The following is a 23,916-nucleotide window of genomic DNA, read 5'->3' on the forward strand; positions in this document are numbered from 1 at the left end:
TCCCTTTATCCGATCTTGATGACGGTATCGGATGCAAAAGCAAACGTCGGAATATGCAGGTTCTCAGGCGCTGGGCCTTTACGAATACGGCCCGCCGTATCGTAATGAGAACCATGGCAGGGACAGAACCACCCGCCGAAATCGCCGGCCTGACCGAGCGGAACGCAACCAAGATGGGTACAGGAACCGATCATCACGATCCAGTTTTCCTTGCCTTCACCAGCAGAGCGGTCAACATCCGTTGCCTGCGCGTCGGCAGCAACGTTGGCATTGCGCGCAACAGGATCCTTGAGGTCAGCAAGCGCAACGGCCTTTGCCTCTTCGATTTCCTTTTCTGTACGGTTACGGATGAACACAGGCTTGCCACGCCACTTCACAGTGAGCGACATGCCGGGTTCGAGGCTGGAAACATCAACATCAATAGAAGCAAGAGCCAACGTCGATGCATCTGGACGCATCTGGTCGATGAACGGCCATGCAACAGCCGCAGCCCCGACAACACCCGCCATACCAGTTGCTAGATAAAGAAAATCGCGACGAGTGGGTTCACCCGACGCATGATTATTTGTTACGTGTTCGCTCACCGCTACACCATCCTCTGCGCTAAATGTGCCGAAAATCGCATGATTCCTCCCACTGCTATTTGATCCAAGACAACTCCATCCCAAAAAGCCCTGGCCAATATGCGCCAATCGAATTCACGCATAATTGTTTGATCGCAAAATATCCCAACCTTTGGCAAGAGGGAACACCACAATACGGCCGTAATTCCACCCTCACAGAGCATTATTTAGGCCACTGTCGTTCTCATGCCATGACATCGGGTCTTCTGCTGACGAATCAGACGCTTCACTTCCTCCGCCCGTGATTGTGCCCATGCATACCCCATGTTAACAACAGTCGCTTGTCGCTGCGGCTCGGAATGATTGATGAAAACACGGCTAACCTGCATTTTTTCTGTTTTACTGACCCTATTTCTTTTCGCCGGAAGTCTTCGTTACGTCAGGGATCACTGGCTTTTTTCATTCACCTACAGCTTCCAGCTTCACATCGGCATCGTCGGCGCACTCGCAGCCATTGTGCTATTTGTCGCTTTGAGAAGCCGTTACCTGTTGTTTCTTTTTGTCTGGGCCATCGCCATCACCGCGCATGCCGCGGTTCTACGGTATGAATTCGTTGCGCCAGCCGGCGAAAACGTTGCTGGCCAACCCTTCAAGCTGATTTCTTTCAATGTCTTGGGCGAAAATTACCGCAATGGCAAAAGCATCGCGGAATTTCTCTCCAATTCCGGCGCCGATGTCATATACGTCATGGAAGGCAGACCACTTGCACCTTATCTGTCTCGAATTGCGAAAACCTATCCCTATCGAATGGGGTGCAGGGTCGACACGGAAACATGCGATCTTCTGGTGTTTTCAAAATATCCGCTGGAAGGCGCAAAATTCATTACCTTGAGCGATTTACGCCGCGATCGCATGGCGGTCGCAAGGGTTACGGTCCAAGACACAACCATCAATCTGGCCGCCTTGCACGTCACGAAGCCATATTATGACGATTATCACGAGGAAGAACTGTTTGCCGCCTCAAGAATCATAAGGGCTTTAAAAGGTCCTTTGATTGTTGGAGGAGACTTCAACTCATCCAGCATCGCGCCGGATATGCGTCGTTTCCAGCAAGCCAACAATCTGCGCATCTCCAACTTCGAACCGGCAACATGGCCGATCGAGGCCGGTAAATTCGGCATTCCGATCGACCATATCTACGCCCGCGCTCCAGCAACAATGACCAGTCTGAAGCGTCTGGCGGATGCAATGGGATCCAACCATTTTGGCCTCGAGGCAGAATTCATCATTCAAAAACAATAATAGGCGCTAGGTGTCGTCAACCGACATCGGCGGCAAGAAAGCCACCGGACTGCCGCTGCCAGAGTGTCGCGTAAAGCCCGCCTTGGCCGATAAGCTGATTATGTGTGCCCTGCTCCACGATGCGGCCATTGTCCATGACAATCAGCCGGTCGAGCGCCGCAATTGTCGACAGTCGATGGGCGATCGCAAGAACGGTCTTGCCCTGCATCAAATCATCGAGATTGCTCTGGATTGCCGCCTCCACCTCGGAATCCAGGGCAGAGGTTGCTTCATCCAGCACAAGGATCGGTGCATCCTTCAGCATTACCCGCGCAATGGCGATACGCTGACGCTGGCCACCCGACAATTTCACGCCACGTTCACCGACATGCGCATCAAACCCGCGCCGTCCACGCTGATCTTCCAACCGTGCGACAAAATCATCAGATTTTGCGCGCCGCACCGCCTCAACCAATTGCGCCTCGGTCGCGTCGGTGCGGCCAAACATGATGTTTTCCCTGATAGAACGGTGCAGCAGTGACGTGTCCTGCGTCACCATGCCGATATGGGCACGCAGGCTTTCCTGTGTCACCTCGGAAATGTCCTGCCCATCAATAAGAATGCGGCCGCTTTCGATGTCGTAGAAACGTAAGAGAAGATTGACGAGTGTCGATTTACCGGCACCCGAGCGACCCACAATGCCAACCTTCTCACCGGCTGCAACCGAAAGGTTGAGCTTGTCGATCACCGATTTTCCGTTTCCATAATGGAAGGAGACGTTGTCAAAGCGGATGTCAGGACGACGCACCACAAGCTCGGTTGCATTTGGCGCATCGACGAGATCGATCGGTTTGGAAATCAGTTCCGCAGCATTCTGCACGGTGCCGAAGTTGCGCATGATGCCGTTAAACTGCGTCATCAAACGACCAAGCAGAAAGTTGAGGCGCAGCACCAGCGCCAGCGTGAACGCAACCGCACCAGAACTGATCCGCCCATCCAGCCACAGGTCTATACACAGAGCCGCCATGGAGGTGATCATCACACCGGAAAGCAAAGCCATCGACGCTCTGACACCGGTGATGAAGCGTGTGAACATCAGCGTTGTCTGCTGAAAAATATCAAAACCTTGCCGCATGTAACGGTCATTGGCATCGTCGCGGCCAAACAGGCGCAGCGTCTGGATGTTGCTATAGGCGTCAACCATGCGACCACTCAGCATCGAGGCCGCTTCGGCCGTTTCCTTGGAATGGTAGCGGATACGCGGCACGAAATAACGCGCCAGTAGCGAAAACACACCAACCCAGACAAAGATTACCGCCGCCAGACGCCAGTCCAGCCCACCAATAAGGACGAGGGTCGAAACGGAATAAATGCCAACGAACCACACGCTTTCCATCAGCGACGTCACGAGGTCACCCGTCGCCTGCCCGCCCGACCAGACCTTGGTGACGATTCGTCCGGAAAAGTCATTCTGGAAAAAGCTCAGCGATTGCCGTGCGACATGCATGTAGGATTGCCAACGCACCAGATTGTAGAAACCTGGCGTGATAATCTGCTGGTCGGTCAGCGCAGTCAGCAAAGCAACAACAAACCGCACCACGGCGATCAACACCAGCATGCCGACAAGTTCGGGGCCATGCTGGCTTAATAATCCCGCCCAGCCGTCGCCGGGTTTGACACTGGCAAGCACATCCACCAGCCGCCCGACGAACCAGAATAACGCAGCCTCGATGGCCGCAGTCATTCCGCCCAGGATCAGCATGGCAATGAAGGGTGCCTTGGCCTGCGAAATATAAAACCAGATAAAACCGGATGTGGTTTCAGGTGGCCTCAGATCATCCTTTCGGGCGAAAGGTTGGATCCAGTTCTCGAAAAAGTTGAAAAGCTTCGAAATCACCATGTCACGGATATAGGCCTTTTCCACGAAGACGCAAAGCAGCCTGCCACCTTATATTTTGGTAATGATCAAATACAAAAGGGCGGGGAATGCCCCGCCCTTTTGTTCGTTATTCCGCAGCAACGTCGTCATCGTTGTCCTGGATGAAGCCGCCGGACTGGCGTTGCCAAAGGTCGGCATAAATGCCGCCTTTTTCAACCAATTCGCCATGCGATCCAGCCTCAACGATATGGCCGCGATCCAGAATGATCAGCCGGTCCATTTCTGTCAGTGTCGAAAGCCGGTGAGCAATCGCAATAACCGTCTTGCCCTGCATCAAGGCAAACAGGTTTTCCTGAATGGCAGCTTCCACCTCGGAATCGAGTGCCGATGTCGCCTCGTCCAGAATGAGGATCGGAGCATCCTTCAGGAACACACGGGCAATAGCGATACGCTGCCGCTGACCGCCCGAAAGCTTGACACCACGTTCACCCACCTGCGCATCGAGACCGGTGCGACCATGCATGTCCTCCAGCGTTTCGATGAAGTCCCACGCATTGGCGCGTTTTGCCGCCTCGATGATCTGCGCATCCGTTGCCCCCGGATGACCGTAGGCAATGTTGTCACGGATCGAACGGTGAAGAAGCGAGGTATCCTGCGTCACCACACCGATTAACGAACGCAGACTGTCCTGCGAGACGGTGGAGATATCCTGTCCGTCAATGGTGATGCGTCCGTCTTCAAGATCATAGAAGCGCAGAAGCAGGTTCATCAACGTGGTTTTACCGGCGCCGGAACGACCGACAAGACCAACCTTTTCACCAGCACGAATATCCAGCGTCAGGTTGTCGATAACACCCTTTGTCCCTTCAGCCCGTGCCTTGCCGTAATGGAACTGCACATGCTCATAGCTGATGGCACCTCTTGGTGCTGCCAATGCAGGCGCATCTGCCTTGTCGACGATGTCATGCGCCTTGGTCATCATGCCCATGCCGTCATAGACAGTACCTATGTTTTCAAACAGCGATGTCACTTCCCACATGATCCATTGCGACATGCCATTGACGCGCATGGAAAGACCGATCGCCACGGCAACAGCACCTGTCGTCACCGAACCGTTCAGCCAGAAATAAAGGCCGAGGCTGGCAGTCGAAAACAACACAAAGGCATTGTTGAGATCGATGAGAATGTTGAAGCCGGAAATCTTGCGCATCTGGCGATGCACGGTTTCCAGAAACATGTTCATGCCATCACGTGCATAAACCTCTTCACGCCCAGCATGTGAAAACAGCTTGATCGTCGAAATATTGGTGTAGCTGTCGACGATACGCCCGGTCATCAACGAACGCGCATCAGCCTGCTCCTTGGCCAAACGCCCCAGTTTTGGAACGAAATACACCAGAATAAGAATGTAGAAACAAAGCCATGCAAGCAGCGGCAGCACCAGACGAATGTCTGCGGCTGCAACAAGAAACAGCATCGAAACAACGAAGCTGATCGCATACACGAACACATCGATGACCTTGAGTGCCACTTCGCGGATCGCAAGCGCCGTCTGCATGACCTTGGTCGACACACGTCCTGCAAACTCGTTTGCAAAGAAAGTCATGGAATGGCGCAGCAGGAACCGATGCATCTGCCAGCGGGCGATCATGCCAAAGTTACCGGCCAAGGTCTGGTGCATGGTCATGGTGTGCAAGGCACCCATCAGCGGCAGGGCAATCAACACAAGTGCGGCCATGCCGATCAGATGCCAGCCTTCATCCTGCAGGAATGTTTCGCGGTTCGCCGTTGCCAGCCAGTCAACAATGTTACCCAAAAATTGGTAGAGCATGACCTCGGCAATGGCGATGCCCATCGACATCAAGCCAAGCAACAACAGCCACGGTGCGGCGGGTTTTGTGTAATGCCACAGAAAGGGCAGCAACTTCGGAGCCGGAGCAACCGGCGTCGAAGAGGGAAATGGATCAAGACGTTTTTCAAACCAGCCGAACATGGCCAAGCTCCGAAGAAAATGCGCCCGAAATGCGAACACACGGAAAAAACCGGGACCGCGAACGGGAAAATCATGGAATGCGGCCACGACAGCCACATGACGATACTGAAAAGAGTGAGAAACCGCGTAAGTTCCGCGTTAACGCCTAGGCTCGAAGAAAGCCCACGGGAAACGGAAGGTGACGGCGAACAGATATATTCATGGTGAACCTCCCTTTTTGGCGTTGAAGATGCCACCTTTTAGATCAAAAAACGTTGTCTGCCTAGGGGCCACGAGACACGCTCCTTCAATATGACACTGCCCCACTGAATGGTTGTGGCTTTTCAGGCACAATCTGCCGTGGTAACCGCCTCGCAAGTCTTGAAATTGGAAAACACATGCCCGACATCAGGATCGCCCTCTATCAACCCGATATTCCCGGCAACACAGGAACGATCCTGAGACTTTCCGCCTGTCTTGGCATTGCCGTTGACATCATTGAACCAGCCGGTTTTGATATTTCCGACCGCAACCTCAAACGTGCCGGCATGGACTATCTGGCCGTTGCTGCTTTGACGCGCCATATCAGCTGGACACATTTTGAAGAGTGGCGGGCAACCACTGGACGCCGTCTGGTTCTCGCCTCCACCAAGGCTGCCCTTCCCTATACAGACATCCAATACAAGCCAGACGATATTCTGTTGTTTGGCCGCGAAAGTGCGGGGGTGCCTGATCATGTGCATGACAAGGCTGATGAACGCATCATCATTCCCATGATCGAAGGTCAACGTTCCATCAACGTTGCCATGTCGGCCGCCATGATAACTGGCGAAGTGTTGCGTCAGGTCGGGTTTTAAGTCTGATTTTGACGGTCAGTCGGCAGACGGCAGGCGACGCATGGTAAATTCGATGCGATCCCCTTCCAGCTGACGCCAGCTTTCCACCTCTGTCCAGTAGGCGGCCTTGGGAAAGGCGTCGAACCATTCACGCGCCTTGGCGCGAGCATCCTCGCGGGTGAGACAAAATGTCTGGCGCACGAACATGCCGTGTTTTTTTGCGCCCTCCCCGACAAGGGCTTGTTCCCTGCGATGGGCGTTAATACGCCGTTTCAGGCCGTCCAGCGGTGGCGGTCCGGTAAATTTCGTCATGACATTCACCTCTGCCAATAGGATATTCTGGCGAAGGGCGATTGGCGAGTCGAAATTGTGCGCAAGCCTCGCGCCTGATAAAGCGGCGACAATAAAGGCGAATCAACGTCAGGCGTTCGCGCGCAAAACATGCAGGAGAGCGGACATGGACCGGCCGCAAATGCCCAAGGGCTTGCCAGAAGACATTGAGGACAAGAAGGAAGCGGCACGCGCCTGGTTTGAAAGCCTGCGCGACACCATCTGCGCATCCTTTGAAAACCTGGAACGCGAACTTCAGGGACCGCTTTCTGACCAGGAACCGGGTTATTTCGTCGCCAAGGACTGGCAACGCGAAGGCGGGGCTGGCGGCGGTGGCCGCATGTCGATGATGGAAGGCCGCGTGTTTGAAAAGGTCGGCGTCCACACCTCAACGGTGCACGGCGAATTTTCGCCAGATTTCCGTTCGCAGATCCCAGGCGCCGAGGAAGATCCAACCTTCTGGGCCTCCGGCATTTCGCTAATCGCCCACCCGGTCAATCCCAACGTACCGACTGTCCATATGAACACACGCATGGTGGTCACATCCAGTCATTGGTTCGGTGGTGGTGCAGACTTGACGCCTATGCTGGCACGCCGCCGCACGCAGGAAGATGGCGATAGCCAGCTTTTCCACAAAGCCATGGAAATCACCTGTCGCCGCCATCCGGTTGCAGATTACCCACATTATAAGAAGTGGTGCGAAGACTATTTCTTCGTCAAACATCGCAATGAAGCGCGCGGTATCGGCGGCATTTTTTTCGACTGGCTGCACCCCGATGAAGAAAAGGGGGACTGGAATGCCAATTTCGCCTTCGTTCAGGATGTCGGTCGCGCCTTCAATCTGGTTTACCCGAAGATTGTACGCAGCAATTTCAATACGCCATGGACGGAAAATGATCGTGACGAGCAGCTGATCCAGCGTGGCCGTTATGTGGAGTTCAATCTGCTCTACGACCGCGGCACACTTTTTGGACTAAAAACCGGTGGCAATGTGGAATCCATCCTGTCGTCCCTACCACCGGTCGTCCGCTGGCCATAAAATCTTCGCTGAAACGACCGGCGTGTCGGCGAAAAAACCACGATAACAATGACCTGAAACGGGTAGCAAAAACAGGCTCGTCAATCGACCCTTTATGAGTGCTCCAGAGCTGTATGGAGCACCAAAATGGCGCACGCTGGTTTGGTGGCAGTCGTAATATTAATCTTCACGAATATTTCACCGAAACCCCTATAATTAGGGGTTAATGAAATGCATGAGTGGTGTTAGTCTCCAGCCAGACGTACTGGAGGAGCTATCGTCATGATTACTTCAAACAGCATGCAGTTGTCCGCGTCCCCCAAAACCCAACCACATTCAATCGAAACACCTGAATTGATTGATCGTCTTGCGACGGAACTCCGCGCAAGCGGTGATCGTGATCTGCCACATGCGTTCTATGTGGAGCAGGTCAAACGCACCCTTTCCGGCGACATCAATCCGGAAGCACTGGTGGCGGCAAATGATGACGAGGGACTTACTCGCGTATCATCCATGTGCAGCCCATCGGTTTTCCAATGCTGGGCGATGCCTGAGTAAGCCGGAACATAACCGGTAACAGCTCGTTACATAACAGGCAGGGCTAAAAATCTGGCTTTCTTCCCTGCCTTTTGAACAGGGAGTTTCAAAATGCGACTATTTGAATGTGGCACACTGGTGCCCGGTTGCGCATGGCACACACGTGCCGACGACGACGCCGAAGTGGTGCGCCGTACAGTTGAGCACATGCGCACCGCCCATGGTGAAACGATTATTCGTGAAAACATGGTTGAGAACATCAAGGCGCGTATTCGCAGCGAAGCGAACGCGGCCTGACCTTTTAATCCTGCAGCATGGTTTTCAATCGGGCGGTCAGTGCCGCCCGGTCAAGTGAGAAGTTGACCTCAACCCACTGGTCTTCCAGCGCAGAAAGCACCTCGCCCACACGCGGTCCTGCAGCAACGCCTTCTGCCAGCACATCGGCACCGGTCAACGGAAAGGCCGGTTTGACAAACGCGTTCGCTCGATTGTTAAGCGTCGATAGCCGGGCAACTTTACGCATCGCCTCTTCACCCGCCGACACATCAGCACGGGCCGCAGCCAGCGCAAGTTTCAGCCGCATCACTACCCCATCCTTACCCTGCCGATAAAGTAGACGATCAAGTGCCGTTTCTGCCATGGTAGCGTCGGGTGTCTGGGCACCCGCCCACAACAACAGCCGGTTGGTTTCGTTTTTCGACATCCGCAGCCTGCTGGCCATGGCTTCAACTCTTGCCACGTCAGGCGGGATAATCGCCGCAAGGCGTATCAATGGGTCGACCGACCAATTCAAAGACTGCTCGGCAGCAACGAGGCCATGGATAGAATCAATACCCCACTTTTCCGTCTCCGGCAGCACCTGCGCCAGGACGCCAGACTGCCTCATCCACAAAAGCGAACGCGACGGATCCCGTGCTGACAACAGTTTCTTCAACTCGCTCCAAACACGCTCGGCCGACAGGGTCGACAGCTTATCTTTGGCGCGTGCGCTTGCCCGGAGCCCGTCCGCGTCTGGACGACCGGACCCGTACCAGGCAAAAAACCGGAAGAAGCGCAGTACACGCAGATAGTCTTCTGCCACCCGGGTTGCCGCATCGCCAATAAAGCGCACGGTTCGAGTCTCAATGTCTGGCAGACCATTGATCAGGTCGATAATGTTGCCTTCGACATCGGCATACAGGCCGTTGATTGTCAGGTCTCGGCGCTCGGCATCAACCTGCCAGTCGGTGCCGAAGGCAACATCAGCACGTCGGCCGTCAGTCGCCACGTCGCGACGCAGGGTGGTTACCTCGTAACCTTCCCCCTCCAGAACCAGCGTGACGGTGCCATGCTCAATGCCTGTCGGGACGGATTTGATTCCCGCATCTTTCGCCCGTTCCACCACATCCTGCGGCAGCAATGTCGTGGCAATATCGATATCGCCAACCGGCATATCCATAAGAGCATTGCGGATTGCGCCCCCCACAATCCTTGCCTCGCCGCCATCAGCGTTCAGCAGACCAAGAATGCGCTGAAGGGCCGGTTTGGAAAACCAGTCCTGCCCGGCAATGCTGTTCATGCGTATAGCCTTTCATAAATCATGCGGACGATACCCGCCGTAATGCCCCATATGTAACGTTCGCCGTAAGGCATCTCGTAGAAGTGCCTCTCATGGCCCTGAAACATCCGGCTGGCAAGCACGTGATTGTCGGGATTCATCAGAAAAGACAGCGGTACTTCAAATACCTCATCAACCTCTGCCGGGTTGAGGATCAGATCAAAACCGGGTTTTACAACAGACAGAACCGGTTTGATGCGGAAACCCGTGCCGGACACGTAATCCGGTAAAACGGCCAACGGCTCGACAAATGAACGTGGCAGCCCTATTTCTTCTTCAGCCTCCCGCAGCGCAGCAATTTCGGCATTTTCATCTTCTTCATCGATACCGCCACCGGGAAAGGCTATCTGCCCGGAATGTTTGCGCAGCGTCGACGTGCGCTGTGTAAAAATCACCCGCGCCTCATTGCCATCATCGACGACAGGCACCAGCACTGCCGCATCCTTCAGTTTGACGCCATCAATGGAAAAGCGCACGGCAGGGTTCAAACGGTGGTCGCCATTCACACCCGCCGTTTCGAAAGCGTCTTCATTCATTGAGATCACGCGACGGCGAAATTCGCCCGCGGAAAACTGCATCACATCACTCATTTCGACAACATATCCAGTTCATTCATCGGCATGACTGGAAAAACATCGTCACCTGATCGAACGCAGAACATCTCGGTACCGTTGATGTCCATCGACTCTCCTAGTGCTGCCAGATCATACATAACCGCTCTTGAAACCAGGGCTTCAAGCCGGCCTCGCACCAGCAGATAGGGTTTCAATTCGTGATTTTCACCGTGTATGTCAAAACGGAGCGGATTATCTTTTCCAACAGCCACCACATCCCCCACATTGGTCCGAAATGTCAGTTGCTGTTTGCCCCCCTCTTTCGTCACCATCATCTCGACAGCAAGAAATGGTGCATCCACCACCTTGATGCCGACTTTTTCCACAGGCGTCACAAGATATGTTTTACCATCTTCGTCTTTTCGCAAAACAGTGGAAAACAGCCGTACCAGCGGCGCCCGGCCAATGGGCGTGCCCATATAAAACCAGGTGCCATCCGCCCTGATTTCCATGTCGAGATCACCACAAAATGGTGGATTCCAGCGCTCGACTGGGGCCGGCCCACGCGGTTTATCACCGGTTTGCTCAGCTGCGCGAGAAATCAGGGCAGCAAGACCTGCCGCATCTTTCGCCGAATTTATCGTTTCGCTTGCCATATTCGAGTCCCGCTTTACACGTAATGGAACATGAGTAACGAGATAGTCATTTGAAACATGCTTGTCAGCCGTCAGGATGGCAATAAGCTATATGCAGTGCAGAAAACGTCTTAAACTATGCCGCGTAACAGCGTGCGGCGGTTTTGCGGTCACGGTATACGATAAAACAATGACTTACAGCACGTTACTTGGATATGATGAACCGAAACGTGATTTAAAGCCACGATTCGCCGGAACCGCAGGATGAGCCGAACGGTTCGATGAAAATGTTGAGGAGAGCGACATGGGCATGATGAACACCAGCGAAGCCCTCGATGAAAAGGCGATTATTGCGGCAGCCGAAAAGGCGCTGGCAGATATTGCAGCCATCCGGGCAGATGTTTCCAAGGTCATTTTCGGTCAGGAAAAAGTCGTCCAGAACACCCTGCTCGCCATTTTGTCCGGCGGTCACGCGTTGCTGGTCGGTGTTCCCGGCCTTGCCAAGACAAAGCTGGTGACGACGCTCGGCACGACACTTGGCCTTGATGCCAATCGTATCCAGTTTACACCCGACCTCATGCCGTCAGATATTGTCGGTTCGGAAGTGATGGACCAGGATGAGAGCGGGCGCCGCTCTTTCCGTTTCATCAAGGGACCGGTCTTTGCCCAGCTGCTGATGGCCGACGAAATCAACCGCGCCAGCCCGCGTACCCAGTCCGCTTTGCTGCAATCCATGCAGGAATACCACATTACAGTCGCTGGCCAGCGTTATGATCTACCAAAACCATTCCACGTTCTGGCGACCCAGAACCCACTGGAGCAGGAAGGCACCTACCCTCTTCCAGAAGCCCAGCTCGACCGCTTCCTTCTGCAGGTCGATGTTGACTATCCGGACCTTGCCGCCGAGCGCCAGATCCTGCTTGACACCACCGGCACCACATCAGGTGAAGCACGCCGCGTGATTGACGCGGAACGCCTGATCGAAATCCAGACCCTCATTCGCCAGATGCCGGTCAGCGACAAGGTTGTTGATGGCATCCTGTCGCTGGTGCGTTCGGCACGTCCCGGTCACGGCAATGCACTGACCGACAAGAATGTCGCCTGGGGTCCAGGCCCACGTGCTGGCCAGTCGCTCATGCTGACGGCGCGTGCGCGTGCGCTCTACGAAGGCCGTCTAGCGCCCTCGCTGGACGATGTTTATGCACTTGCGGAACCTGTACTGGAACACCGCATGGCATTGACCTTCGCTGCGAGAGCCGAGGGCATGTCGGTTCGTGATGTAATTGCAGGACTTGTGGCGCAGGCCAAAGGCTGACCCTTAAGGGCAGAAAAGGAGCGCAAGTGGCATCCATTGGTCAGATCGTCGAGAAGACCCCGGGCCCAGAGGTTCTGGCGCGCGCGCGCCAGCGCGCAAGTCTGGTGCCGGATTGTATGGTGGAAGCCAAACGCATCGCCAACACCGTGATTGCCGGCTGGCATGGCCGCCGCAAACGCGGCATCGGCGAAAACTTCTGGCAGTTCCGCCCCTATGCCGAGGGTGAAAGCCTGTCTCGCATCGACTGGCGCCGCTCGGCCCGCGATGATCATACCTATGTGCGTGACCGGGAATGGGAAGCAGCCCATACAATCTGGTTGTGGGCCGACCTGTCGCCATCGATGATGTTCAAGTCGACACTGTCACCGGTATCGAAAGAAAGCCGCGTATTGGTGCTAATGCTGGCATTGGCGGAAATTCTGGCTCGCTCCGGTGAAAGGATCGGTTGTCCCGGCATCATGGAACCGGTCTCGGCACGCAACGCCGCCGAACGACTGGCCGCTGCCCTCATGCATGCGCCAATGACTGGCGGCTTGCCGGAAACCAACATGATCAAGGGTGCAAGCGATATCGTGCTGATCGGCGACTTCCTGGATGATGCGGCAAGTGTCATGGAGCGTATTTCGCCTTTAGCACGCCGTGGTTTACGCGGACATGTGGTGGAAATTGCCGACCCCGCAGAAGAGACTTTCCCCTACAGCGGCAGAACCGAATTCTCCGATCCCGAAACCGGTGAGAAGCTGGTGTCAGGCCGCGCCGAAACCATCAAGCAGGATTATACCCGCGCCTATTTCGCCCGCCGTGATGCGCTTGGTTCAGCACTGCGTCGCATGGGCTGGAATTTCGTGTTTCACCGCACCGACCATCTGGCATCCGAAGCGCTGGTGACGATGCACATGTATCTGTCCGGTTCTCCGGCCGGTGCTGTAGGTGGAGGTCGCACATGAGCGCCCTGCCTTTCCTATTCACCAATCCCTATATTCTCATTGGTCTCGCTGCCCTGCCCGCCATCTGGTGGCTGTTGCGGCTGACGCCTCCACGCCCCAAGGCCGAGGTCTTTCCACCGCTCAAGATCCTTGCCACGGTATTGAAACGTGAGGAAACGCCGTCGCAAAGTCCCTGGTGGCTAACCTTGCTGCGCATGGTTCTGGCGGCCTTGGTCATTCTGGCACTGGCCGATCCCGTCCTTAACCCGCGCAACACGTCCGTGGCCAGTGGTGGTCCGCTGGTGTTGGTGGTCGATAATGGCTGGGCAACGTCGATTGACTGGGAACGCCGCGTACAGACCGTATCGGCCATTATTGACGATGCCGAGCGGGCCGATGTGCCGGTGTCGATCAGCTTTACCGCCGAAACGAGCAATGACGCCGTGCCGACAACCGCGGCAGTGGCGCGCGAAAAACTTGCCGCTGCAAAACCGCGACCCCTGGTTCCAGACCGGTTCAAGACCGCAGAATCCGTGATCGAGGCATTGAACGGCACCTCGCCCGGCACATTGGTTTTTGTCGCAGATGGCATTGCCACGCCAACGGATCAGGACGCACTGGCTGATCTTGCCAGCCTCTCACCTTCGGAGCTACGGTTGATCGAAGGTGACGGCAAACAGATCTCCGCCATCACCTCCGCTACCAACGGCGCCGATTCCATGTCGCTTTCCATCGCCCGCCTGAACACAACGGATGCAGAAAATCTGACGGTGAATGCGCAGGATAGTCAGGGCCGCACACTTGGCACTGGAACAGCAGCTTTTGCCGCTGGCGCTGATGAGGCAACCGGCACCATCGAAGCGCCCTTCGAATTGCGTAACGACTTTGCCCGTCTTTCGATTGAAGGACTGACCACAGCAGGTTCCGTGCATTTGCTGGATGATGGTTTTCGCCGTCGCCGTGTCGCACTGCTTGCCGGCGATACCGGCAGCGACTTCCAGCCGCTGCTGCTGCCATTGTTTTACATCAGTCGCGCCCTGCAACCTTACGCCGACCTGATCGAGCAGCGACAGCCTGACCTTTCGGTTGCCATACCTGAAATCCTGCAGGCTAACCCATCCGTCATCGTCATGGCTGACATTGGCCGCCTGCCAGCCGAAACCTATGAACCTTTGCAACGCTGGTTACAGCGTGGCGGTACCTTGATCCGGTTTGCCGGTCCGCGCCTTGCGGCAGCCCCAGCCGATGACCCGCTGGTACCGGTAACCCTTCGCCAGGGCGAGCGCACGCTGGGTGGCGCGCTGTCATGGGCAGAACCACAGCCGCTTGCTGATTTCCCGAATTTCGGCGCTTTTGCAGGCATGCCGAAAGCCGACGGCGTATTGGTCAAACGTCAGGTGCTGGCAGAGCCAACGCCTGATCTCGCCGAACGGACATGGGCAAGCCTTGCCGATGGAACGCCGTTGGTGACCATGCGTGAAAACGGCGCTGGCCGCATCGTGCTGTTCCACATTAGTGCGGAAGCCACATGGTCGGACCTGCCGATTTCAGGACATTTCGTTGAAATGCTGCGTCGCCTTGTACAGCTATCGAAAGCCGCCGGCGCGACCGCCGAAGGCAGCGCCGTTGGCAGCCTTGCCCCTTATCGCCTGCTGATGGCAGATGGCACACTGACCACGGAAACCGGGACGGCACGACCGCTGGAAAACCGGCCCGGCCAGACGCCGATCGCAAATTTCGAAACCCCACCCGGCCTGTACGGCACAGAGGATGGCTTCGTGGCCCTCAACCTTTTACCAGCAGGTGCAAAACTTGCGCCGCTGGATGCCTCGCTTGCTAATCTGCCTGTGCTGCGTGAAGGGTTGATCGGCGAAACAGCCCACTCCCTGCGCCCCGCTCTGTTCATAGCGGCATTCCTGCTGCTGATCGCCGACAGCCTCATCATGCTATTCATGAATGGTGCCTTTGCCCGTCTTCCCCGTACTAGAGGCTCGGCTGCCGCCGTGATGCTTGCCTTCATGGCAACACTATCATTGCTGGCACCAGACACGGCACGTGCAGATGATCCCAAACCCGGCGATGAAGCGATTTTTGAACGGCTCGACACCACGCACCTCGCTTACGTCATCACGGGTGAAAGTGATGTCGACGATATCTCAAAACGTGGTCTGCAGGGCTTGAGCGAGTTCCTAACCTGGCGCACGACGCTGGAACCCGGCGCACCGGTTGGTCTTGATATTTCAAAGGATGAATTGTCCTTCTATCCGATCATCTATTGGCCGATTTCTGCCTCCGCACCGATGCCATCCAGTGCCGCGATCTCCCGCATCGATGCCTATATGCGCGCCGGGGGTACTGTGCTGTTTGATACACGCGACCAATTCACCTCACTCGGCAATGGTGGCGGTACCAGTGCCAATGGCGAACGACTTCAGGCCATTCTCGCCAATATCGACATTCCGCCGTTGGAACCAACACCGGAAGATCACGTACTGACCCGTTCGTTCTATCTGCTGACCAACTTTCCCGGCCGTTACAACGGCAGCCCGCTTTGGGTCGAATCCCGCCAGGATTCTGGAAAGACCACGTCCGGCCTGTCTTCGTCAGGCGATGGCGTGACACCTATTCTGATCACCGGCAATGATTTTGCGGGCGCATGGGCGATCGACGACAATGGTGCGCCTTCGCTGCCAACCGTGCCTCCGGATGAAGTGCAGCGTGAACATGCGTTCCGCTCTGGCGTGAATATCATGATGTATATGCTGACCGGCAACTACAAGGCAGATCAGGTGCATGTGCCTGCCCTGCTGGAAAGACTGGGGCAATGATATGACACTGACTTTTGCTCCCTTCCTCCCGTGGTTTGCCATTATCATACTCGCCGTTGCAGCCCTGTTGCTATTCGTCCTGGGACTGTGGCGTGGTGTGCGCGGCGCATGGCTGCGCGGTATTGCGCTTGCCGCCCTGCTGCTTGCCATTCTCAACCCGCTTCTGACACAGGAGGAGCGTGAGCAGCTTTCCACCATTGTGCCTGTCATCGTTGACCGTTCCCAAAGCCAGGATACGGCTGAGCGTGCAAAGATGACCGATGACGCACTGGCGCAGTTGCAGGATCGTCTGTCGAGATTTCCGCGCATAGAGCCACGCATTGTCGAGGTACGGGATGATGGCACCAGCGACACGCCATCGACACGCCTGTTTTCCTCGCTCAATTCCGCAATTTCAGATGTTTCGCCATCACGGGTTGGCGGTGCCATTTTCCTCAGCGACGGCCAGATCCATGACATTCCAAACCCCGGTCAGGACCTTGGTTTCAAGGCACCGATCCATGGGTTGATCACCGGCAAGGCGGACGAGTTTGACCGGCGTATCGAAGTGGTTCGTGCACCGCGCTTCGGTATTGTCAACGAAAACCAGCAACTGACCTTCCGGGTGTTTGATGATGGTCGCAGCCAAGGCGGCCCGGCAGAAGTTACCATCCGCATGAATGGCGAAGAACTGGCAAAGGTACAGGCAACACCCGGACAACCGACACCGTTCGATTTCAAAGTGCCACGTGGTGGCAACAACGTCATGGAATTCTCGGTCGCCGAACTGCCGGGAGAAGTCACCACAGCCAACAACCGCGCTGTGCATCTGATTGAGGGCATTCGCCAAAACCTGCGTGTACTCCTGGTGTCGGGTGAGCCCCATGCCGGGGAACGTGCATGGCGCAATCTGCTGAAATCCGACGCTTCGGTTGACCTCGTTCATTTTACCATTCTGCGCCCTCCGGAAAAGCAGGATGGTACCCCGATCAACGAGTTGTCGCTGATTGCCTTCCCGACCCGTGAGCTTTTTGTTGAAAAGATCGAGGATTTCGACCTGATCATTTTCGACCGTTACCAGCATCGCGGCGTGCTGCCGATCCTGTATTATGATTACATTGCCCAATATGTCGAAAAGGGTGGCGCCCTTCTGATTGCGGCGGGGCCAGAACATGCCGGACAGGATTCCATTGCTCTGACGCCGCTTGCCAGCGTTCTGCCAGCCAATCCGACCGGCCAGATGCACAATTCCGCCTTCTACCCTCGCCTGTCTGAAGCGGGTAAAAAACATCCGGTCACGCGCGGCCTTGAAGGCTCTGGTGATGAACCGCCGGCCTGGGGTCGCTGGTTCCGCACCGTCAGTGTTGATCCTCCGGCCGGCCAGACAGTGATGCTGGGCGATGGACAAGACCCGCTGCTTGTGCTGAACCGCCAAGGCGAAGGCCGTGTGGCTATGCTGTTGTCCGATCAGGGCTGGCTGTGGGCGCGTGGTTTTGAAGGTGGCGGCCCGCACGTGTCGCTTTACCGGCGCATTGCCCACTGGCTGATGAAAGAGCCGGAACTGGAAGAAGAGGCTCTCACCGGCCGGGCCAATGGCCGCACACTTGAGGTCACCCGCCAGACGATTGGCGATGATCCCGGTCAGGCAACGGTGAAGTTTCCATCCGGCAAAACAGAAACCATGGCGTTTACCGAAGCTGGTCCCGGCCTTTACAAGCTGGAACAACGCATGGACGAAACCGGCCTGTTTGAAATCACCAATGGCGAATTCACAACACTGGTGCATGTCGGTGCCGTTGATGCGCCGGAATTCAAGGCGATGATTTCAACAACCGAAACACTCGCGCCGCTGGCTGGGGAAACAAAAGGCAGCGTGCACCGCGTTGCCGACAATGACGGCCGTCTTACCCTTCCGGACATTTTGCCTGTGCGCGGTGAAGTGCGTGTCCCCGACAACAACCGCATGCTGATCAGTATGACCAATGAAACTGTGCTGACCGGCGTCAACACACTGCCGCTGTTTGCCGGCTTTGCGGGATTGGGCGTGCTGCTGTTTGCCTTTGCCGCCGTGTGGTGGCGTGAAGGTCGTTGATACCTGTTTCAGCAATATCGACCAAAGAAAAAGACCTGACAGATTGCTCTGCCAGGTCTTTTTGTTAGATCATTCAAGCTAAGAACGTAAGTTCAGGCAAAAGCCCTTTGAGGTTCCTCATAGGTATCCTCTTCGGCTTCCGGCATTGCCATAACGGCTTCACATTGCCGCCAGCCAATCACGCCCTTCAGCCGCGCATGGATGTCGTGCCCCAGCGGAACAACCAGCACCCGGTTCGGATCAACAGGCCCCGGAAAATCCAGCGCCTTATAGCTCACCTTCTCAAAACCGAGCGGCATGTAATAAGGCGGGTCACCAATCAGGATAACAGCTTCCGAACCCTTGCGTTTTGCCGCCTCGATAGCAATCCGCACCAGTTCCCGGCCAATGCCCATGCTCTTGTGCGAAGGCCGCACAGCAAGTGGTCCCAACATGTGTCCTTTGACACCACCAGCCAGCACCGGCGTCATCCGCACGGAGGCAATGGTTTCACCGTCGTCAGCACAAATGAATGACAAAGTCCGGTCATGAGGCCCCTGCTCGCGAATGCGCGCTGCTGCACGGGTGTGACGGCCCGGACCAAATGCTTCTTCGTTGATGATTTCGATGGCAGCATCGTGCGATGCGTGCTCGGTAAGGTAGACCAGATCGTGCTTGGACATTAAAAGACCCGAACCAAAAAGCGGACATGACAATAGCGACAGCTACGCCTCAAGAGGCGTTTAAGAGCGTCAGCGTCGTCGGAGCATCCGTGGTTCAGTCATTGAAATCGATCAATCCCTAAAAGTTGGTTTTGCCTGATATCAGGATTCATGGGGAGCGTCCAGCCTTAATTGAACACGTGCTTCCATCATAATTGTGAACGGCACAGAACGCAGTGTTCACGATTAGGGTATCGAATACATCAGAAAATAGCCTATTCTTTACTCAGTCAAAAATTGAAACAGGAGGTTGCACCATGGGTATGCTGGTGGAAGGTGTCTGGAAAGACGTATGGTATGACACAAAGGAAACCCGTGGCCATTTCAAGCGCAGCGCATCACAGTTTCGCAACTGGATTACCGCAGACGGCGAGCCCGGCCCATCTGGTAAGGGTGGCTTCAAGGCGGAAAAAGACCGCTATCATCTCTACGTATCGCTGGCCTGTCCTTGGGCACATCGCACACTGATCTTCCGCAAGCTCAAAAAGCTGGAGGATCTGATTTCCGTTTCAGTCGTCGATCCGCTGATGCTGGAAAACGGTTGGGAGTTCAAACCCGAGGCTGACCGCACACCGGGCGCCACACAGGACCATCTGTTCGGCTCGTCCACACTCTGGCAGGTCTATGTCAAAGCCGATCCAAACTATTCCGGTCGCGTCACCGTGCCAGTGCTCTGGGACAAAAAGAATAACACCATCGTTTCAAATGAATCGGCGGAAATCATCCGCATGTTCAACAGCGCCTTCAACGGCCTGACAAGTTCGGAAGAAGACTTTTATCCCCAAGCGTTGCAGCAGCAGATCGATGAGCTCAATACCCTCATCTACGACACCGTGAACAACGGTGTTTACAAGGCCGGTTTTGCAACGACGCAGGAAGCCTATCAGGAAAACGCCATCAAGGTGTTTGAAACGCTGGATATTCTGGAAGCACGGTTGAAACAGCAACGCTTCCTGTTTGGCGCAAACCAGACCGAGGCTGACTGGCGGCTGTTTACCACACTGGTGCGGTTTGATGCGGTGTATGTCGGGCACTTCAAGTGCAACATTCGCCGCATTGCCGACTATCCCAATGTGAGCGGTTATCTGCGCGATCTCTATCAGACACCGGGTGTCGCCGAGACGGTCGATATGCGTCATATCAAGGAGCATTATTATCGTAGCCACACGATGATTAACCCAACAGGCATTGTACCAGTAGGGCCAGCCATCAATCTTGAAATGGCACATAACCGGCAGGCATTGGTTTAATCCCCGCGCCTACCAGTAATCCGAGACAGTGATTTCACCCTTCAATTCCTGCAAACGGCGGCGCGTTGCCGCCGTTGCATCCTCGGGCAAATTGTCCGGATCAAAAAAACCGCTTTCCTTGATTTCCCAATCCGCCAGCCGTGGTGCCGTCTGCTCGACATTCAACCTGTAGAGCACAACATGGTCGCGCCTGCTGGCCTTGTTGTTGAAATAGACATGGAAAATCTCCGGCGTGCTGGTCGCCGTCAGATTGCCCTCCTCGCGAATTTCCTTGTGCAGCGCTTCGATCACTGTTTCGCCGCGCTCAACGCCGCCACCGGGCAGATACCAACCCGGCAAATAGGAATGGCGTACGAGAAAAACCCGACCTTGTGCGTCAAAACAGGCCGCTCGCACCCCCATTGTCATGCCGCGCGTGACCAGGAACACCGCATGCAGGATGCGTGTCACAATCCACGTCAACAAACTCTGTTTTTCGGGGGAACCTTTTCCGCTCATTCTACCTTTCCGATCATGGCCAAAAACAATTCCGTTTCATGATCTTATGCGTTATGTCTGCCACCATGTTCAAACTCGCGCATATCTCAGATGTCCATCTTGGACCCCTGCCCAAGCTTACATTCCGTGAACTGGCGTCTAAACGCATTACAGGATTTGTGAACTGGCATCGCAATCGTCGCAAGCACCTTTTCACAGATACGCTGGAAAAACTGCTCGATGATCTGGAGGCCAAGCAGCCTGACCATCTGGCGATAACCGGTGACCTCGTCAACCTTGCGACCGGTATTGAAATTCGCGCAGCCGCCGATTGGCTGGAAGAAGTGGGCGAACCATCGTCTGTTTCCGTCGTCCCTGGCAACCATGATGCCTATGTCCCCGGTGCGCACGACAAGGCCATGAACGCATGGTACCCCTATGTGCGCGGGGATGGCGACCCCGAAGACTGGGATGAAGACCGCAAGATTTTCCCCTATATGCGCGTTCGCGGCCCGGTCGCCCTGATTGGCTGCTCGACATCGATTGCCACCCCGCCCTTTTCAGCGACCGGTTATTTCGGCCGCAGGCAAGCGCGTGCGACAGCGGAACTGCTGAAAAAGGCGGGCTCGATGGGCCTGTTTCGTGTGTTGATGATCCATCATCCGCCAATCCGTGGCGCAGCGGCCACCCACAAGCGCATGATCGGCATTCGCCGTTTCGCCGGCGCCGTTTCAACGGGTGGCGCAGAGCTGGTGCTGCATGGCCACACACATCTGAACACGGTCTATTGGCTCAATACCCACCATGGGCAGGACCATATTCCGGTGGTTGGCATCGCCTCGGCTTCACAAGGTCCCGGCGGGAAAAAACCACGCGCCAGTTATAACCTGTTCAACATATCAGGCGAACAGGGCGCATGGAACGTAACCTGCGAACGCCATTCGCTCAACGAGGCAGCAACGGCCATCGAATTTGAGGATGTCAGGGTGTTCTATGAAAATGGCCGGGTGATAGGTTTCCCCCCGCCGGACGCGTAAGTTCTAAACAGCGAAACGTTTATTTTTAGATCAGCGACCGTAGCGCTGTAACTTTACGTCTGACTTTAAGCTGCCGATTCAATGCCTTGAATCAAAGTCCAATTTGCCATACCCGGGACAAGACCGGGCATGGCAATGTGAGGCGTAAAAGCCTTATGCGTTTTTGGCGCGCTCTTCCAGAACGCGGTTGGCAGCCGAAACGATCGCTTCCAGCGAGGCCGCCACGATGTTGGTGTTGACGCCAGCACCGTAAAGCTTGCCACCATCATACTCAGCTTCGACATAGGCGATGGCCGATGCGTTGGAACCATGCTGCAGCGAGTGTTCGGAATAGTCGTTTACCGACAGGTCAACGCCCAGATAGACAGACAAAGCGTTGATGAAGCCATCGATCGGGCCGGTACCCTTGCCTTCAATCCGCTTGACCTCACCGCGGTCCATGATTTCGGCAGCGACCACGCGCACGCCTTTGAAATCACCGGCCGGATAGGTGTGATGGTCAACGAATTTCAGACGTGCGTCAGGCTGGGTCACGTAACGCTCGATGAAACGCTCATAGATCCGCTTGGCTGGCAGCTCCACGCCTTCTTCGTCGGTAATGCGCTGAATATCCTCGCGGAACTCCACCTGCAAATTGCGCGGCAGGTTGATGCCGTAATCCTGCTGCAGAATGTAGGCAATACCACCCTTGCCCGACTGTGAGTTGATGCGAATGATCGCCTCGTAGGAACGGCCAACGTCCTTCGGATCGATTGGCAGGTAAGGTACTTCCCAAACGCCGGTATTGGACTGCTTGATTGCCTTCATGCCCTTATTGATAGCATCCTGGTGCGAGCCGGAGAACGCAGTATAGACCAATTCACCAACATAGGGGTGACGCTCAGGGATCGCCATTTCGTTGGAATATTCATAAACCGACTTGATGCGTTCGATGTCGCGGCAATCCAGTTCCGGGTCAACACCCTGAGTGTACATGTTCAATGCCAGCGTCACCACGTCGACATTGCCGGTGCGCTCGCCATTGCCGAACAACGTGCCTTCCACGCGGTCAGCGCCAGCCATCAGGCCCAGTTCAGTTGCCGCAATGCCCGTGCCACGGTCATTGTGCGGGTGCAGGGAAATGATGACGTTTTCGCGGTTATCAATGTTGCGGCACATCCATTCGATCTGGTCGGCATAAATATTTGGCGTTGCCATTTCGACCGTCGAAGGCAGGTTCAGAATCAGCTTGTTGTCAGCGGTGGGTTTCACCACCTCGATCACCGCGTTGCAAATTTCCAGCGCCACTTCCAGCTCGGTGCCGGTAAAGCTTTCCGGAGAATATTCAAAACGGTAACCGCCACCGGCTTTCTCGGCCATGTCGGTAATCATCTTGGCGGCATCAACCGCAATCTGCTTGATGCCATGTACATCCTTGCCGAACACCACGCGGCGCTGCAATTCAGATGTCGAGTTGTAGAAGTGAATGATCGGTTTCTTGGCGCCAACCAAAGATTCAAACGTGCGGGTGATCAGTTCCGGGCGGCACTGCACCAAGACCTGCAAGGATACGTCGTCAGGCACACCGGCCTCTTCCACGCACCAGCGGGCGAAATCGAAGTCGGTCTGCGACGCCGAAGGAAAACCGATTTCGATTTCCTTGAAACCCATTTCCAGCAACAGCTTGAACATGCGCGCCTTGCGATCATGTCCCATCGGGTTGATCAGCGACTGGTTGCCATCGCGCAAGTCAACCGAACACCAGATCGGTGCCTTGGTAATGGTCTTGGATGGCCATGTGCGGTCAGGAATATTGATGGTTGGATAGGGCCGATACTTCGCAGCTGCGTCAGACATGCCGTTTGCGCTGGTGATGATCTTCGAGTCCATGTTACTTCCTCCTTGCGCATCCGTGGCTTGGGAACCAACGTTAGATGCGCGCCCTCAAGCGGGCAAAAAATCCAGTATGTACAGAAATTTCGTATGAGGAGCGTTTGCGCCAGCGGGCTTTCGGCCGCCGGGCGCTCCTCACTGGACCCGGCAACCGCGTGTAAGGTCGAGGCTAAGAAGCGAGAGTGCACCGCATGGGCAAGCATTCGCAGAAATCTGCGCATTCATGCCGGAAAAGGT

Annotated in this window: 21 protein-coding genes; 11 read left to right on the forward strand and 10 right to left on the reverse strand. The window is 55.5% G+C overall.

Translation table 11 applies throughout. The features are described from left to right. Nucleotides 1-5: 5 nt before the first annotated feature. A complete protein-coding gene (gene petA / locus ACZ5FM_RS11145) occupies nt 6-584 on the reverse strand; it encodes a ubiquinol-cytochrome c reductase iron-sulfur subunit (protein WP_192488408.1) in 579 nt (192 codons plus the stop codon). Nucleotides 585-929: 345 nt separating this feature from the next. Here petA and ACZ5FM_RS11150 point away from each other — a divergent pair, with 345 nt between their 5' ends. Then, nucleotides 930-1,865, forward strand: coding sequence for an endonuclease/exonuclease/phosphatase family protein (locus ACZ5FM_RS11150; protein WP_464038690.1), 936 nt, complete (start codon nt 930-932; stop codon nt 1,863-1,865). Nucleotides 1,866-1,881: 16 nt separating this feature from the next. On the opposite strand, the gene ACZ5FM_RS11155 is transcribed toward ACZ5FM_RS11150, so the two are convergent. Together ACZ5FM_RS11155 and ACZ5FM_RS11160 are read right to left on the reverse strand one after the other, a co-directional pair. Next, complete coding sequence (locus tag ACZ5FM_RS11155; RefSeq protein WP_464040455.1) at nt 1,882-3,744, reverse strand: ABC transporter ATP-binding protein; 1,863 nt, start codon at nt 3,742-3,744, stop codon at nt 1,882-1,884. Nucleotides 3,745-3,850: 106 nt separating this feature from the next. Then, on the reverse strand, nt 3,851-5,716 hold the full coding sequence (locus ACZ5FM_RS11160; protein WP_464038691.1) for an ABC transporter ATP-binding protein: 1,866 nt from the start codon (nt 5,714-5,716) through the stop codon (nt 3,851-3,853). 377 nt (nt 5,717-6,093) lie between these two features. On the opposite strand from ACZ5FM_RS11160, the gene ACZ5FM_RS11165 reads away from it, so the two are divergent. After that, on the forward strand, nt 6,094-6,552 hold the full coding sequence (locus ACZ5FM_RS11165; protein ID WP_250981961.1) for a tRNA (cytidine(34)-2'-O)-methyltransferase: 459 nt from the start codon (nt 6,094-6,096) through the stop codon (nt 6,550-6,552). 15 nt (nt 6,553-6,567) lie between these two features. Here the strand turns inward: ACZ5FM_RS11165 and ACZ5FM_RS11170 are convergent, their stop codons facing one another. Further along, a complete protein-coding gene (locus ACZ5FM_RS11170; RefSeq protein WP_192488404.1) occupies nt 6,568-6,843 on the reverse strand; it encodes a hypothetical protein in 276 nt (91 codons plus the stop codon). Between the two features lie 145 nt (nt 6,844-6,988). On the opposite strand from ACZ5FM_RS11170, the gene hemF reads away from it, so the two are divergent. From hemF to ACZ5FM_RS11185, 3 genes are all read left to right on the forward strand, one after another. Then, complete coding sequence (hemF, locus tag ACZ5FM_RS11175) at nt 6,989-7,900, forward strand: oxygen-dependent coproporphyrinogen oxidase (RefSeq protein ID WP_250981962.1); 912 nt, start codon at nt 6,989-6,991, stop codon at nt 7,898-7,900. Nucleotides 7,901-8,161: 261 nt separating this feature from the next. Beyond that, a complete protein-coding gene (locus tag ACZ5FM_RS11180; RefSeq protein ID WP_464038692.1) occupies nt 8,162-8,437 on the forward strand; it encodes a hypothetical protein in 276 nt (91 codons plus the stop codon). Nucleotides 8,438-8,527: 90 nt separating this feature from the next. Beyond that, entirely contained in the window at nt 8,528-8,713 is a 186-nt protein-coding gene (locus tag ACZ5FM_RS11185) for a DUF1059 domain-containing protein (RefSeq protein ID WP_192488401.1), read from the forward strand. Nucleotides 8,714-8,717: 4 nt separating this feature from the next. Here ACZ5FM_RS11185 and ACZ5FM_RS11190 read toward each other — a convergent pair whose 3' ends face one another. The 3 genes from ACZ5FM_RS11190 to ACZ5FM_RS11200 are packed head-to-tail and all read right to left on the reverse strand — an operon-like array spanning nt 8,718 to nt 11,223. After that, the gene (locus ACZ5FM_RS11190; protein ID WP_464038693.1) at nt 8,718-9,974 is read right to left on the reverse strand and encodes a CCA tRNA nucleotidyltransferase; all 1,257 of its coding nucleotides are present in this window, start codon (nt 9,972-9,974) and stop codon (nt 8,718-8,720) included. Beyond that, nucleotides 9,971-10,603 carry a CoA pyrophosphatase gene (locus tag ACZ5FM_RS11195; protein ID WP_275641694.1) on the reverse strand — a complete coding sequence of 211 codons (633 nt, stop codon included), beginning with the start codon at nt 10,601-10,603 and terminating at the stop codon, nt 9,971-9,973. Before ACZ5FM_RS11195 ends, ACZ5FM_RS11190 begins: the two co-directional genes overlap by 4 nt. After that, entirely contained in the window at nt 10,600-11,223 is a 624-nt protein-coding gene (locus ACZ5FM_RS11200) for a DUF1285 domain-containing protein (protein WP_275641695.1), read from the reverse strand. Before ACZ5FM_RS11200 ends, ACZ5FM_RS11195 begins: the two co-directional genes overlap by 4 nt. A 283-nt stretch (nt 11,224-11,506) precedes the next feature. Here ACZ5FM_RS11200 and ACZ5FM_RS11205 point away from each other — a divergent pair, with 283 nt between their 5' ends. Genes ACZ5FM_RS11205 through ACZ5FM_RS11220 form a run of 4 tightly spaced genes read left to right on the forward strand, consistent with a single transcriptional unit; the run spans nt 11,507 to nt 18,342 of the window. Further along, on the forward strand, nt 11,507-12,517 hold the full coding sequence (locus ACZ5FM_RS11205; RefSeq protein ID WP_192488397.1) for an AAA family ATPase: 1,011 nt from the start codon (nt 11,507-11,509) through the stop codon (nt 12,515-12,517). Nucleotides 12,518-12,543: 26 nt separating this feature from the next. Continuing rightward, nucleotides 12,544-13,464: a DUF58 domain-containing protein gene (locus ACZ5FM_RS11210; RefSeq protein WP_464038694.1), complete on the forward strand. Its 921-nt coding sequence runs from the start codon at nt 12,544-12,546 to the stop codon at nt 13,462-13,464. Next, nucleotides 13,461-16,271, forward strand: coding sequence for a DUF4159 domain-containing protein (locus ACZ5FM_RS11215; protein ID WP_464038695.1), 2,811 nt, complete (start codon nt 13,461-13,463; stop codon nt 16,269-16,271). The genes ACZ5FM_RS11210 and ACZ5FM_RS11215 overlap by 4 nt, the downstream gene beginning before the upstream one ends. Nucleotide 16,272: 1 nt before the next feature. After that, nucleotides 16,273-18,342, forward strand: coding sequence for a hypothetical protein (locus ACZ5FM_RS11220; RefSeq protein WP_464038696.1), 2,070 nt, complete (start codon nt 16,273-16,275; stop codon nt 18,340-18,342). A 92-nt stretch (nt 18,343-18,434) separates the two neighbouring features. Here the strand turns inward: ACZ5FM_RS11220 and ACZ5FM_RS11225 are convergent, their stop codons facing one another. Continuing rightward, nucleotides 18,435-19,004, reverse strand: a complete 570-nt coding sequence (locus ACZ5FM_RS11225) for a GNAT family N-acetyltransferase (RefSeq protein ID WP_464038697.1) — start codon at nt 19,002-19,004, stop codon at nt 18,435-18,437. Between the two features lie 296 nt (nt 19,005-19,300). Between ACZ5FM_RS11225 and ACZ5FM_RS11230 the strand changes: the two genes are divergently transcribed. Then, nucleotides 19,301-20,293: a glutathione S-transferase family protein gene (locus ACZ5FM_RS11230; RefSeq protein ID WP_464038698.1), complete on the forward strand. Its 993-nt coding sequence runs from the start codon at nt 19,301-19,303 to the stop codon at nt 20,291-20,293. 9 nt (nt 20,294-20,302) lie between these two features. Here ACZ5FM_RS11230 and ACZ5FM_RS11235 read toward each other — a convergent pair whose 3' ends face one another. Then, nucleotides 20,303-20,791: an NUDIX domain-containing protein gene (locus ACZ5FM_RS11235; RefSeq protein ID WP_275641701.1), complete on the reverse strand. Its 489-nt coding sequence runs from the start codon at nt 20,789-20,791 to the stop codon at nt 20,303-20,305. 65 nt (nt 20,792-20,856) lie between these two features. Between ACZ5FM_RS11235 and ACZ5FM_RS11240 the strand changes: the two genes are divergently transcribed. Next, nucleotides 20,857-21,807, forward strand: a complete 951-nt coding sequence (locus ACZ5FM_RS11240) for a metallophosphoesterase family protein (RefSeq protein WP_275642038.1) — start codon at nt 20,857-20,859, stop codon at nt 21,805-21,807. Between the two features lie 153 nt (nt 21,808-21,960). On the opposite strand, the gene leuA is transcribed toward ACZ5FM_RS11240, so the two are convergent. Then, the gene (leuA, locus tag ACZ5FM_RS11245) at nt 21,961-23,676 is read right to left on the reverse strand and encodes a 2-isopropylmalate synthase (RefSeq protein WP_192488390.1); all 1,716 of its coding nucleotides are present in this window, start codon (nt 23,674-23,676) and stop codon (nt 21,961-21,963) included. Nucleotides 23,677-23,916: the final 240 nt, after the last annotated feature.

This window comes from Agrobacterium sp. 5Ca50, from assembly GCF_055381905.1.

Bases quoted from the DNA above. Each gene is read 5' to 3' on its own strand.
- ACZ5FM_RS11205 (WP_192488397.1), top strand. From the start codon at position 11,507: ATGGGCATGATGAACACCAGCGAAGCCCTCGATGAAAAGGCGATTATT.
- ACZ5FM_RS11240 (WP_275642038.1), top strand. From the start codon at position 20,857: ATGTTCAAACTCGCGCATATCTCAGATGTCCATCTTGGACCCCTGCCC.
- hemF (WP_250981962.1), top strand. From the start codon at position 6,989: ATGGACCGGCCGCAAATGCCCAAGGGCTTGCCAGAAGACATTGAGGAC.
- ACZ5FM_RS11215 (WP_464038695.1), top strand. From the start codon at position 13,461: ATGAGCGCCCTGCCTTTCCTATTCACCAATCCCTATATTCTCATTGGT.
- ACZ5FM_RS11155 (WP_464040455.1), bottom strand. From the start codon at position 3,744: ATGGTGATTTCGAAGCTTTTCAACTTTTTCGAGAACTGGATCCAACCT.
- ACZ5FM_RS11225 (WP_464038697.1), bottom strand. From the start codon at position 19,004: ATGTCCAAGCACGATCTGGTCTACCTTACCGAGCACGCATCGCACGAT.
- ACZ5FM_RS11190 (WP_464038693.1), bottom strand. From the start codon at position 9,974: ATGAACAGCATTGCCGGGCAGGACTGGTTTTCCAAACCGGCCCTTCAG.
- ACZ5FM_RS11185 (WP_192488401.1), top strand. From the start codon at position 8,528: ATGCGACTATTTGAATGTGGCACACTGGTGCCCGGTTGCGCATGGCAC.
- ACZ5FM_RS11235 (WP_275641701.1), bottom strand. From the start codon at position 20,791: ATGAGCGGAAAAGGTTCCCCCGAAAAACAGAGTTTGTTGACGTGGATT.
- ACZ5FM_RS11200 (WP_275641695.1), bottom strand. From the start codon at position 11,223: ATGGCAAGCGAAACGATAAATTCGGCGAAAGATGCGGCAGGTCTTGCT.
- ACZ5FM_RS11180 (WP_464038692.1), top strand. From the start codon at position 8,162: ATGATTACTTCAAACAGCATGCAGTTGTCCGCGTCCCCCAAAACCCAA.
- ACZ5FM_RS11165 (WP_250981961.1), top strand. From the start codon at position 6,094: ATGCCCGACATCAGGATCGCCCTCTATCAACCCGATATTCCCGGCAAC.
- ACZ5FM_RS11160 (WP_464038691.1), bottom strand. From the start codon at position 5,716: ATGTTCGGCTGGTTTGAAAAACGTCTTGATCCATTTCCCTCTTCGACG.
- ACZ5FM_RS11220 (WP_464038696.1), top strand. From the start codon at position 16,273: ATGACACTGACTTTTGCTCCCTTCCTCCCGTGGTTTGCCATTATCATA.
- ACZ5FM_RS11230 (WP_464038698.1), top strand. From the start codon at position 19,301: ATGGGTATGCTGGTGGAAGGTGTCTGGAAAGACGTATGGTATGACACA.
- leuA (WP_192488390.1), bottom strand. From the start codon at position 23,676: ATGGACTCGAAGATCATCACCAGCGCAAACGGCATGTCTGACGCAGCT.
- ACZ5FM_RS11150 (WP_464038690.1), top strand. From the start codon at position 930: ATGAAAACACGGCTAACCTGCATTTTTTCTGTTTTACTGACCCTATTT.
- ACZ5FM_RS11195 (WP_275641694.1), bottom strand. From the start codon at position 10,603: ATGAGTGATGTGATGCAGTTTTCCGCGGGCGAATTTCGCCGTCGCGTG.
- ACZ5FM_RS11170 (WP_192488404.1), bottom strand. From the start codon at position 6,843: ATGACGAAATTTACCGGACCGCCACCGCTGGACGGCCTGAAACGGCGT.